This is a genomic window from Sulfitobacter litoralis, from assembly GCF_900103185.1.
Lineage (GTDB): Bacteria > Pseudomonadota > Alphaproteobacteria > Rhodobacterales > Rhodobacteraceae > Sulfitobacter > Sulfitobacter litoralis.
On record NZ_FNJD01000025.1, the window covers coordinates 43,735 to 55,931 of the forward strand.

Genomic DNA, 12,197 nt, shown 5'->3' on the forward strand with positions numbered 1-12,197 from the left:
GCACGGCCCTTTAAAAACAAACAATTGAAGGTGAATAAAATATGTCATCACATGGCTATGAAACGGGGCGGCTCGACCTGCCTTTTGTCGGGATCGCAACTTTTGGCAAGAAGCCCTACGTGCAGGATTGGGACAAGATCGACGCTGATGTTGCGGTACTAGGAGCACCGTTTGATTTCGGGTGTCAGTACCGCGCAGGGGCGCGGTTCGGTCCGCGTTCTATTCGTGAGGCATCCACGCTTTTCAGCTTTGGTCATGCCGGTGCCTATGATCACGAAGACGACGCGACGTATCTGGATGCGTCTGTGCGGATCGTCGACATCGGGGATGCCGATATCATCCATACTAAAACTGACGAAAGCCACGCCAGTATTGCCTATGGGGTTAAGAAAATTCTCGACGCTGGTGCCCTGCCCGTGACCATTGGTGGCGACCATTCGATCAACATTCCTTGCATCAAAGCCTTTGAAGATAATTGTGCCGAAAACGGCCCGATCCATGTGGTGCAGATCGACGCTCATCTTGATTTCGTCGATGAACGCAAGGGCGTAACCGACGGGCACGGCAACCCGATGCGCCGCGCTATAGAAAGGGACTATGTATCCGGCATGACCCAATTGGGCATCCGCAACGTGTCCTCCACCGCAAGAGAAGGCTACATTGATGCGCGCGCACGGGGATCCGATATCCTATCTGTGCGACAAGTGCGCGCGCTTGGCACGCAGTCGGTACTCGAGCGGATTCCGGAAGGTGCTCGCTATTACGTCACAATTGATATTGATGCGTTTTGCCCGTCCATCGCGCCGGGCACGGGCACCCCAAGTCATGGCGGATTCCACTACTATGACGTATTAGAAATCCTTCAAGGTCTCAGCAAGCGGGGCGATGTGGTGGGCATTGATCTGGTTGAAGTCGCCCCAGCTTATGACCCTTCTGAAAGCACGCAGATCTTGGCCGCACAGCTTTTGCTGAACTTCATCGGGTTCATTTTCCACAATAAAAAGCAGACATCAGCCTGATGGACCGCCCCTGATATATCTAGCTTTCAGCGGCTAGAACGATCCCCTCACGACTGAGATGCTGAGTTCCAGCCCACAACCGTTCTCAGATCCGCTGATATGACAGCTCGCTGACCGCGGGCTGTCCATGTCAGCGTGTCTGGTGGAGCGCAGGATCCACCAGATGCCCAGAGTAAGCACCTAATGGGCCTCAATTTTGCCTAATTCGCCTACTAGCAAAAAAGCTGGTTAAGTTACTTAGTAGCGCAGAAGCGTAAAATTTTATGCTAAACGGCAGGGCTTTGAATTCCCTTCAAAAGCGACGTTTGGACATCAGGAAAAGTGCATGAGAAAATCTAACAGCACTCCCCACAGCGCAAACGGCCTTACGGCCCCAACAGCACCTGTGCCCGCACGTATTGATCCGAAAGCCATCATAGCCGTTACTCTTGGGTTTTTTATCTTATTGGCGTTCATGACCTATCAGATCGCCATCGTTATGGTTCACCATGGGGTGGAACGTGATGCGTCCCGGCGGTCGCTCGAGTGGGCGGAATTTGCGGTAAAGCAGGTTCCAGAAATAGCTGCCTTGGCTGACGGGCAGCGGATTGAACCGGAACATTGGGATGCGTTCCGTGATCTCGCCAGCTTTGGCGGTGTCTTCCGTTTCAAAATTTTCAGCCCCGATGGTGTGCTCCGCTTTGAATCCGATGATCCCGCCGCCACAGGTGAAAGTCTGGGCAAGCACAATGCAATTGCCGCATCCGTTGTGAAAACCGGCGAGGCCTATACTACCGTAGAGAACGGGCGGTCGAAGCCCAATCGCCCCGATTTATATAGCGAAACCTATTTGCCAGTATATGACAGCGGGCGATTGGTCGCGATCGCTGAGACCTACATGGACCAAACAAGCAAAACGGCGGCTGTGCGCGTTGAATACGCCTTCGTCGCTGTGCTGATGGCCGGTATGATCCTGCTGGCACTCTCCATCCCATCGGCTGGCTTATGGCTTATGTTCCGGCGGCTTAAATACAACAATGAACGATTGAGGCTCGCCCAGATACGCGCAATGGCCTCTGACAAAAGCAAGAGCGAGTTTATTTCGACGGTCAGCCATGAATTACGGACGCCTTTAACATCGATAAAAGGCTCCCTTGAAATGCTGAAATCTGGAAAAATAATTGAATTGTCGGCCCCCGCAGAAAGATTGGTCGCGATGGCAGCAAAAAATTCGAATATTTTAAATTTGCTCGTGAACGATCTTTTGGATTTCGAGAGAATAGATACAGGAAACCTTGAGGTGTCCAAGCGCCCTTCGGATATCGTCACCATCGTAAAAGATGAAATCGAGACCATGATGTCCTATGATACGGAACAAGAGGTAGAGTATTTCTATACAGGGGATGACGGACCGATTATCGGCAATGTGGATCCTGACAGAATAGCCCAGGTGGTTCGCAACTTGCTTTCAAACGCTGTCAAATTCTCACCGAGAAATGGAGGGGTTTTCGTGTCGGTCAGAGCGGAAACCGGGGCGGTGCGGGTCGTTGTTGCGGACTCTGGCTGCGGCATCTCACCAGACGACTGCGCGAGAATTTTTGACAAATTTACCCAAGTCGATTCATCAGACACGCGAAAACACCGCGGAACCGGACTGGGTTTGGCCATTTCCAAGGGCATAATCGTGGCCCACGGCGGCGATATCGGCGTGACCAGTGTCGAGGGTGTCGGAAGCGAATTCTACTTCGTCGTGCCTATCGGCATCGAAGATAAGCGGCTGCCGTTGCAAGACGCCGCCTAATCCTTCTCTTTTCGATCACGCGGCGAGCCCTAGCGCGGCGAAAAAGACGTAAATAAAACCGCCTGATTGCTATGGCTGGTCCCCATCGAAGGTGGAAAGGTTGCCCCCGCACCCCATGTCCGCGCAATTGCCCCGCGAGAACACTGCTAGTCGCTCTCTTGCCCGGCCCCCGCCCCGGCGCGGCTTTCGGCAGTGGCAGGGGCATAGGTGCGCTGCGCGTAGTTTTCCAGCGATTGCATTGTCTCGCTTGATACATCCCGATCAGAGCATGGCCGAACCGTCCCGTCTGCCGGTCGAATGGCGCGGGACAAGGTGACCGTTTCTGTGGAAGCCACGCGCAAAGCAGCCTCAGCACCTTCCCCACCAGGCGCGGCACCGCCGAGATTGAGCTTCACCCCGCTCCATTCCAACGCAATGCTGACCCCGGCGGAACGGGCGGCTTCGCTGGCAAAGGGGGCCAACAGCAAAGGCACCGCGACATTGCCAAGCCGCAATTCTGCCCCGCCCTTCAGATCGTCGGCCTGATCGCAGATCAGTGCCCCGGCGATGATCGGACAAAGCAGACCGCTTTGCGCGCGGAGAACACCGTCATTCCCCTGCTGCACCGCAAGTTCGGAATAGGTTTTACCATCGTTCTGCCGCAGCAATTCAGCAAGCAACGACGGCCCCGGGAACCCATTATCGCTGAGCCAGCGCACGGCCTTGCCGGCCTCCTCGGCAAGCCCCCAGCTCATGCCGCCGCCCCGCGCGGCCTTGCGTGCGAGGGCTTCGATTTCATTCAGCGAGCAGATCATACCGGCACCTCCACCAGAGCAGGATAGGTCCAGCCCGCGAACTCCATCTCGGCCAACTCATGCGGGAATGGCGCATTGCGGAACATATTGATCCGAACCCACCGGTCTGAGCGCGGGTCGAAATGGCAGGCCCCGAAAAAGGACAGTTTGGCGCGCAGCAAGTCGATGGGCAGGATATCAGCGCTGACGGTGTTGTCACGGATCTCGGCATAGGGATGGCGGGCGACGATCTGCACGCGGCGCAGGATGTGACGATGCTCCGGATGGCGCAGCAGAAAATCCGCCACGCGGGTCTGATCGGCCTCATCGTCAAGTGCCCTGAACAACAACGCCGCATCCCGTCCCGGTGCCAGTGGTTGTTCATAGGGGGCGACCGGCTCCAGATGCCGCTCACCAAGGCGCGGCTCGAGCTTCTCGATGGAGACATACCATGCCTTGGCTTGGCTCTCGGGGCTGTCCCAGTCGATCTTGAGCGCCCAAGCATAGTCACGCTCAAGGATGCCGCGCAACTGGGCCGCGGTCATGCTGCCGTCGATGCGGAACCCAGCGCCCTCATCCGCGCTCATCTGGTTGGGCAGATCGTCGACAAGTGCACCGTAAGGCTCCATCATCAGCGCCACGAGAAGCTCTTGCCCCTCAAAGCTCAGCGCGCCCTCGGCCCAGCGGTAGAGCGCATCCCATGGCATGGGCGCCGTGAGCGCGCCGCTGGCCAGATGTGCGTCAAGCCGATCAAGGTCAGCCTTCAGCCCATCAATCTTGTCGCATTGCAACGGATGCTCGGAATGCCAGTCGTCCACATTACGCCGGCCGCGGCGGAGCATGGTCAAAAAGGCCTCGGTTTCCGTGGTAGAGATGACCGGCAAGGAGCGCACGCGGGCCAGTGCGGTCTCGCGGGCCTTGATCCAGTTGTTGAGCAGGATGGGGTGGTTCAGTAAGAAAGGCGCCATACCAAGGCCGGTGGAATTGCCGATGCCAAAGTGGCGGCGCATGGCAGGATCGAGCTTCACGGCCCCGGCCCCGCCCTTGCGCGCAGCGAGATGTTCAACAAGGTCCAGCACGAAGCCTCGAATCAAGAAAACAGTCAGCATTTCGGCTTGGAAGGGCGCGGCGAACTCAGGGCGATCGGCGATGCTCTCGCGGTCGGCAGCACCAAGCTTGCCGGAGCCGTAAACCGCCGTGGTTCGCATCAGATAGCCCACCGCGTCGACATCCGCCGCTTCCGGTTGTTCGCCCCGGCTCAGACAATCAACGACGTGATCGAACAGCCGCACCGAACGGTTCGCGCGGGAGACTGTGAGCTCGGAGGTTGTGACGCGCCCAGCCTCTTGCAGCGGGACATTCTGTGACAGGCGGGTGATGTCGGCCTCAGTGGGCAGGCCATCAAATAGGGCAAAGGTCGTGTCCCAAGCGGTAGCGATCACACGGTCGGAACGTTGCTCGGGGGGCAGATCATGGGCAAAAGCGACAAGGCTGTAGCTGTGTGAAGGTCCGTGCATGGTATAGACCGCATGGCCAACACTGTTCTCGTCGATCTCGAAGGCGCGGCGCTCAAAGCGCCAGTTCTCAGCCTTGAGCCGCCGCAGGAGCACCCGCATGAAGGACAGCCGTGATTGGTGAAATGATCCCATCCGCGCCAGTCGCATCACGGTTTCAGCCGGGCGCAAGGCGACGCAATCGGGGTTAAGCTGGTCATGTTTCATCACGTGCCTCCTCCTGGATGATATCATAGTCTCATGCCGGGCGCCCCTTTGCGGGCCGCCCGGCGGTTTTCTCAGGCTTTAGTATCGCGTCCCTTTGCCAGCGTGATGCGCAGCGCATCCCAAAGCGAGGGCAACAGCACCAGCGACACCGGCACCGCGGTAACGACGATAAAGCTTTGTAGCTTGCCGACACCGCCAGCGCCGAGCGAGACGAGGATGATCGCCACCAGCCCCATGCCGATGCCCCAGAACACCCGGACCGGCATCGAAGACATATCCTCGTCCGACATGGCGACCGAAATCACATAGGTCATCGAGTCGCCCGTCGTGGCCACGAAGATCGTGGTCAGGATCAGGAACAAGAGCGATATGATAAAGCCCATAGGCAGTTGCTGCGTGATCGCCAAAAGCGCCGCCGGCAGGTTGAAGCCTTCAAAGGCGGTCGAGACCGAGCCAGTGTTGCCAAGCTCGAACGCGATGCCCGTGCCGCCGATGATGGTGAACCAGAAGGTGGTGATGATCGGTGCAACCAGCGACAGCATGATGATGATCGACCGGATCGACCGCCCCCGCGAAATACGCGCGATGAACATCGCCATCAGTGGCCCGTAGCCCATGAACCAGCCCCAGAAGAACACGGTCCACCAGCCGAGCCAGCCCGGCTCTCCAAAAAGCCCAGCCTCGCCGCGATAAAGCGCCATACCGAAGAAGTTACCAAGGTAGGAGCCAAGGCCCGCGAAGTAGCTTTTGAAGATAAAGACCGTCGGACCGAACACCAGCATGAACAGCAGCAAGCAGGCAGCGAGGATCACGTTGATCTTGCTCAGCAGCTGGATCCCACGGGTCAGCCCGGTCATCGCCGAGATCGTATAGAGTGCAACCAGCCCTGCGATCACAATGGCCTGAGTGGCAAAGCTGTCGGGGATACCAAAGAGCGTGTTGAGACCATAGCTGACCTGCAACCCAAGGAAGCCGATTGGCCCCACGGTGCCCGCAACCACGGCGATGATGCAGGACGCATCCGCTGCCAGCCCGATCGGCCCTTTGATCGCACGCTCGCCGAACAGCGGATAAAGCAGCGTGCGCGGGGCCAATGGCAGGCCTTTTTCATAGTGGTAATGCATCAGCATCACCGTGGTCAGCGCGCCAAGGATCGCCCAGGCGAGGAACCCCCAATGCATAAAGCTTTGCGCCAGCGCGGGCGCGACAGCTTCGGGTGTGCCTGCTTGGGCACCAAAAAGCGGCGGCGAGGACAGGAAATGCGCCATCGGCTCACCCGCGGCCCAGAAAACGCCGCCCCCCGCAAGCAGGGTACACATGATCATCGACCCCCACTGGAAGGTCGAGAATTCCGGCAGTGCCAGCCCGCCCATGATCGCGCGGCTGCCCGGCAGGACGATCAACACCAAGCCGATCAAGAAAGTGGCCAGCAAAAGCACCTGCCAATAGAGGCCGAAGTACTTGGCCGAAAAGGCAAAACTGCTGTCGACAATCACCGAGAGCAGCTCTAGGTCAAAAAGACCCAGAAGACAGAAGGCCGCGATGAAGCCCCCCGTGATGGCAAAGAGGGGCTTGTTGATATGCCCGGCACTTGGCGTTTGCGCCGCCGGGCTTTGAGTTTGGTCCGTCATTCAATCCTCCCTAAAGGACTATGGTCGTGATGAATCGGACTAACGGATCATTCCGCAGCCCAGTGGGCCTGCGTCTTACGCACAGTACCAAAGCTCAAGTCGAAAAATTGAAGCCAGTTCTCTCCCATGATCCCGGCCACTTCCTCCGGGTCGAAACCTACCGTCCGCAGACCAGTTTCGAGGTTGCCGAAATCGCGGTTGTCGCGGAACCAGTCGGGCATGTCAGGGAAGCCCGGCGCGGCTGCCGAGCCTTCGCCGTAGTCGACCCGTTTGGTCCAGCGCCCCATGCGCATCCAATCAACGACGCTGTCGGGGTGGTCTTGGCAAAGGTCCGATCCGATCCCGAGGCTGCTGCTGCCGAACTTTTCGGCGGTGCGTGCCACCATTTCGCAAAAGCTATGCAACGTGCAGGCGCTCTTGTCTTTCAAGTGATGCGGATAGAGCGAAAACCCGATCATGCCGCCGCTTTCGGTCAGCGCACGGATCACCGCATCGGATTTGTTGCGCCGTGCTGGTGCCCATTGTGCCGGGTTCGCGTGGGTAATTGCGATGGGGCGCGTGGAATGCTCAATCGCCTCCAACGTGGAGCGGTCCGCCGAATGGCTCATATCAACCACAAGGCCCACGCGGTTCATCTCTTCGATCACCTCGCGACCCATGCGGGTCAGGCCCGGGTCTTCGGCCTCGTAGCAGCCCGTCGCCAGCAGGGACTGGTTGTTGTAGCTCAGTTGCATGAACCGCGCGCCGAGGGTGTGGACGATCTCGACGAGGCCGATGTCATCCTCGATCGGGCTGGGGTTCTGGAAACCAAAGAAGATCGCCGTGCGCCCCGTCTCCCGCGCAAGCCGCACGTCATCGCCGGTCCGGCCCTGAAAAATCAGATCCGGGAATTGTTCAAACCAGCGGTTCCAGGCTTCGATGTTCAGCACCGTCTCGCGGAAGTTTTCGTGGTAGGCGATGGTGACATGCACCGCATCCACACCGCCCTCGCGCATCTGGCGAAAGATCTTCTCTGACCAGTTCGCATATTGCAGACAGTCGATGCGATAGGTCACGCCAGCTCCTCCGGCGTGCCTGCCGCGATATAGGCGGTCTTGACCGTCGTGTAGAATTCTGCGGCATAAGAGCCCTGCTCGCGCGGGCCGTAAGACGAGTTGCCGCGCCCGCCGAAGGGCACATGATAGTCGGTGCCCGCAGTGGGCAGGTTGACCATGACGCAGCCGCTGCGCGCGTTGCGGCGGAAATGCGTGGCCCGCGCGATGGAGCGGGTGACGATGCCCGAGGTCAGGCCAAATTCGGTGTCGTTCACCACCTCAAGCGCTTCGGCATAGCTGCCGACTTTGATGACACAGGCGATGGGGGCGAACATCTCTTCGCGGTTGATGCGCATGTCATTGGTCGTGCCGGTGAAAACTGCGGGTGACATGTAGTAGCCCTCGGTTTCCATGCTCAGCCGCGTGCCACCACATTCCAGCACCGCGCCTTCGGATTTGCCCAGTTCGATGTAGCCTAGATTGGCTTGAAGCTGCTCTTCGCTGACCACCGGACCGATCTGCGTGCCGTCCGCCAGCGCCGGGCCGACCTTCATAGCCTTGGCCCCCGCGACCAGCTTCTCGACAAAGGCGTCATGCACCGCCGCGTGGACCACCAACCGCGAAGACGCTGTGCATTTCTGCCCCGAGCCGCCAAAGGCACCGCCAAGTGCCAAGCTCACGGCGAGGTCGAGATCGGCATCATCCATCACGGCCAGCGCGTTTTTCGAGCCCATCTCCATCTGGATCTTTGTGAAATTCTGCACGGCGGCAGCGGCTATGCCGCGCCCCACTGGAACTGAGCCCGTGAATGAAATTGCATCCAGCTCGGGGCTCTCCACCAGCTTTTGCCCAATCTCGCGGCCTGCGCCCATGACGAGGTTGAACAAACCATCGGGAATGTCTTGGCGGCTGATGATCTCGGTCAGTGCCACGGCTGAAGCGGGGGTTACATTGGCGGGTTTCCAGACCACCGCGTTGCCATAGGCCAGCGCCGGGGCGATTTTCCAGCTGGCGGTCGCCGTGGGGAAGTTCCACGGGCTGATCACAGCCACCACACCCACCGGCTCGCGGCGCACGTCAATCTCCACGCCTGCGCGTACGCTGTCGGCCGTGTCACCGATTTGGCGCAGGCATTCAGCGGCGTAGTAGGTAAAGAACTGCCCGGCGCGGTAGACCTCGCCCTTGCCCTCGGCCAGTGGCTTGCCCTCTTCGCGCGACAGAAGTTCGCCCAGTTCGGGGGCGCGGCGCATCATTTCGGTGCCAATGGCCATCAACACGTCGTGCCGACGCTCGGGGCCGTAGCCTGCCCAGATCGCCTGAGCCTTCCGTGCCGCGCTGAGCGCCTCATCCAGCTGCGCGGCGCTGGCCTGTGCGTAGCGACCGACCACCTCGGACACGTCGGATGGATTGTGGTTTTCGATCTCGCCGCTGCCCGCAACCCATGCGCCTGCGATGTAATTGCGGTTTAGGTCTGTCATGACGTTCATTGGGCTGTCTCCTGTCTGGCCGGGGTGTCCCGGATGCTTGGCGACAGTAAGCCTGAACATGGCTCTTCAATCAAATTCGATTAAATTGAATTTACTACAGGAAAACTGAAATTCCTACCCGTCCTGCTCGGCTTCGAGCGCCGCCAAGAATGCCTCCGCGGCTGGCGGTAGCAGACGGCGGGGTTGTGAAACGAGGTAAAGATGACGCTGTGCATTGCTCTGCGCGAGCGGCAGAAAGACCAATCTGGGATCGTCCTCTGGCACCGCACGGCGCGGCAGAAGGGTAAGGCCGACCCCACCGCGCACCAGCGCCAGCAGCGACGCGGTATTGGGCACCGACATTGTCGCGGCCTCAAGAATGGGGGCAAACGCCACGTCATCAATCAAGTGGCACAGCCCATGTGTGATGAAATCAACTGCAACGAGGTCAGCCCAGGCCACCGTCTCTGCGCGCAGGGCCAGCGGGTCTTCCGGCGCGCAGACCACGCCGAAAGGATCAGAGAAAAGCAGCTTGCGATCAAAGTTCGGTCCGCCCGCAACGCTGCCCAGCCCGATGTCGGCCCGCTCGGCCTCCATCTCGCGCTGCACGGCGGCGCTGTCCATGTCGCGCATGTCGATCCGTACTTTTGGATGATCACGACGGAACCGCCGGATCACAGCAGGCAACACCACAGTCGCGACCGAAGGCGTCACTGCCAGCCGCACCAGCCCTTCTTCGGCGCGCGACAGCCCTTCAATGGCTGAGACAGTCCGCCCGAAGTGATCAATTTCGCGCCGCGCCTCGCTATAGATCATCTCACCCAATTGCGTCAGCCGTGCTTTCCGTGCCGTCTCGAACAGGGCCGCGCCGATATGTTCCTCAAATTGCTTGAGCATCATCGAAACCGCCGAAGGCGTGCGCGCCAATTGTAATGCGGCATCGTTTAGATTGCCTTGTTCCACCACTGCGCAAAAGCAGCGTAGCATTTCGATCTTGATCGCCAATTTCAAACTTCCTGAAGTAGATTTCAGATAATGAACTTTGCCTGAACATAGCCCCCCTGTCTACATGGCTGCAGATAGTTGTAAGGAACATCCAATGACAGACAGCCTCAGAAAAATCGGCGGCTCGGCCCGCTTTTCCGCGATTTCCATTCACAACGGCCAAGTGCATCTTGCCGGACAGGTTTCGCAGTTGAAAGATGGTGATATCACCGCCCAATCCCGCGATGTCTTTGCTAAGGTCGATGACCTTCTTGATCAGGCGGGCACCACCCGCGAAAACCTGATCTCGGTGCAAATTTGGCTCGCGAATATGGATAACTACGCCGGGATGAATGCGGTTTGGGACGAATGGGTCGCGCCTGTAACGCCCCCCACCCGGGTCTGCGTCGAAGCGCGCATGGCGCAGCCGCATTACCTGATCGAGGTGCTGGCCATCGCGGCAGCGGACTAAGCGCTCGGTACGCCCGCACCCCCCTTACTGTACTAAGGTCGGACCCTCCTGTGACTACCGGAAGGTCCACTGCCTGATTGCTGCGCCTCGCCGTGCCGGAATGCGAAGCTGTCGCTGTCACCGGCGACCGCGTCATCAAGCGGTTCACGACGTCGAACAATATCCGCAAGCTTTTTATGGAACACAGCGGCTATTAATCGATTGTTTCCCATGCACGAGACGTGCGAAAGCCAATTCGTAAAATGAAACCAAACATAAGGGAGAGACCTTATGAACTATACAAAAACACTCTTGGCCGGCGTCTCCGCCGCAGCCCTTTTCGCAGCTGCTCCGGTGTTGGCTGAAACGCACTCCGCCGATCCAAGCAAGAACGCTGAAGAGAAAATCGAACGTTCAGAAACCGGTGTTGCTGCGGCCGCGGACGTGGCCGGCGGCAAGGTCGTTGTCGAGCAGAAAGATGCGGAAGTCGACGTTAAAGTACCCGAGCCAGATGTGAATGTATCTCAGGATGCGCCTGTCGTGACTGTTGAGCAAGGTCAACCAGAAGTGACCGTACAGGTACCTGAGCCAAACGTACGTGTGCAGCAGCAGGCTCCGATTATCACCATCGAACAGGCCCAGCCACAAGTTACCGTTCGCATTCCCGAACCGGTCGTCACCGTGCAAGTGCCGAAGCCAAAGGTCGACGTGAACACCGGTGAGCCGATTGTTGATCTGGATCAGCCCGAGCCCGTCGTAAAGTTTGTACGCCCCGAGCCCAAAATCACCATCGAGGAAGCAGAGCCGAAGGTGACCATCGAAAATGCTGAAGCTGATGTGAACGTAGACGAAGCCGGCGAGGCCAAAGTCGCCGTTCAGCAGAAAGAAGCCAACGTCAATGTGCAGCAAAGCGACGATGCGAATGTGGTTGTCGAAGAAGCCAAAGATCCAACGGTGAATATCGAAGGCTCCGAAGCTGCTGATGTTGAAGTCGAGCAGAGAGTGTCCGATCTTCTGTGTAACTGCGATCTGGTCCATGCTTCCTGAGAGGAGCAAGGACGATGACCATATCCGAGGAACTGCTGGACGAACTACTGAAGGGCTGCGAGCGGCCTGAAGATCTGCTTGGCGATGCCGGGCTAATGAAAGAGCTCAAGATCAAGCTGATGGAGCGAATGCTCGGTGCTGAGTTGACGTCACATTTGGGCTATGAAGACGGCAAGGATGCCCCGCCTGATCAGACCAACCGTCGCAACGGGTCATCCGCCAAGAGATTGAAGGGGCAAGACGGCGAACTGCCTATCGCTGTGCCACGGGACCGGGACGGTAGCTTCGAAC

Annotated in this window: 11 protein-coding genes; 5 read left to right on the forward strand and 6 right to left on the reverse strand. The window is 58.6% G+C overall.

Going from position 1 to position 12,197, the window contains the following annotated elements; all coding sequences use genetic code 11:
• Window positions 1-41 precede the first annotated feature (41 nt).
• Window positions 42-1,019, forward strand: a complete 978-nt coding sequence (gene speB, locus BLQ98_RS15910) for an agmatinase (RefSeq protein WP_093734235.1) — start codon at window positions 42-44, stop codon at window positions 1,017-1,019.
• Between the two features lie 325 nt (window positions 1,020-1,344).
• Window positions 1,345-2,799, forward strand: a complete 1,455-nt coding sequence (locus BLQ98_RS15915; RefSeq protein ID WP_093734236.1) for a sensor histidine kinase — start codon at window positions 1,345-1,347, stop codon at window positions 2,797-2,799.
• A 146-nt stretch (window positions 2,800-2,945) separates the two neighbouring features.
• On the opposite strand, the gene BLQ98_RS15920 is transcribed toward BLQ98_RS15915, so the two are convergent.
• The 6 genes from BLQ98_RS15920 to BLQ98_RS15945 all read right to left on the reverse strand — a co-directional run bounded on the left by BLQ98_RS15920 (window position 2,946) and on the right by BLQ98_RS15945 (window position 10,429).
• On the reverse strand, window positions 2,946-3,593 hold the full coding sequence (locus tag BLQ98_RS15920) for a DUF3726 domain-containing protein (RefSeq protein WP_093734237.1): 648 nt from the start codon (window positions 3,591-3,593) through the stop codon (window positions 2,946-2,948).
• Window positions 3,590-5,293, reverse strand: a complete 1,704-nt coding sequence (locus BLQ98_RS15925) for a hypothetical protein (RefSeq protein ID WP_093734238.1) — start codon at window positions 5,291-5,293, stop codon at window positions 3,590-3,592. Before BLQ98_RS15925 ends, BLQ98_RS15920 begins: the two co-directional genes overlap by 4 nt.
• Before the next feature lie 71 nt (window positions 5,294-5,364).
• The gene (locus BLQ98_RS15930) at window positions 5,365-6,924 is read right to left on the reverse strand and encodes a BCCT family transporter (RefSeq protein ID WP_093734239.1); all 1,560 of its coding nucleotides are present in this window, start codon (window positions 6,922-6,924) and stop codon (window positions 5,365-5,367) included.
• Window positions 6,925-6,971: 47 nt separating this feature from the next.
• Complete coding sequence (locus tag BLQ98_RS15935; RefSeq protein WP_093734240.1) at window positions 6,972-7,979, reverse strand: membrane dipeptidase; 1,008 nt, start codon at window positions 7,977-7,979, stop codon at window positions 6,972-6,974.
• The gene (locus tag BLQ98_RS15940; RefSeq protein WP_093734247.1) at window positions 7,976-9,436 is read right to left on the reverse strand and encodes an aldehyde dehydrogenase family protein; all 1,461 of its coding nucleotides are present in this window, start codon (window positions 9,434-9,436) and stop codon (window positions 7,976-7,978) included. The genes BLQ98_RS15935 and BLQ98_RS15940 overlap by 4 nt, the downstream gene beginning before the upstream one ends.
• A gap of 123 nt (window positions 9,437-9,559) precedes the next feature.
• Window positions 9,560-10,429 carry a LysR family transcriptional regulator gene (locus BLQ98_RS15945; protein ID WP_093734241.1) on the reverse strand — a complete coding sequence of 290 codons (870 nt, stop codon included), beginning with the start codon at window positions 10,427-10,429 and terminating at the stop codon, window positions 9,560-9,562.
• A gap of 94 nt (window positions 10,430-10,523) precedes the next feature.
• Between BLQ98_RS15945 and BLQ98_RS15950 the strand changes: the two genes are divergently transcribed.
• The 3 genes from BLQ98_RS15950 to BLQ98_RS15960 all read left to right on the forward strand — a co-directional run.
• Entirely contained in the window at window positions 10,524-10,880 is a 357-nt protein-coding gene (locus BLQ98_RS15950) for a RidA family protein (protein ID WP_093734242.1), read from the forward strand.
• 270 nt (window positions 10,881-11,150) lie between these two features.
• Window positions 11,151-11,906 (forward strand): hypothetical protein, encoded by a 756-nt coding sequence (locus BLQ98_RS15955; protein ID WP_208596083.1) that lies wholly within the window; start codon window positions 11,151-11,153, stop codon window positions 11,904-11,906.
• A 14-nt stretch (window positions 11,907-11,920) separates the two neighbouring features.
• Window positions 11,921-12,197: transposase (locus BLQ98_RS15960; RefSeq protein WP_208596011.1), on the forward strand; the 277-nt coding region annotated here is incomplete at its 3' end.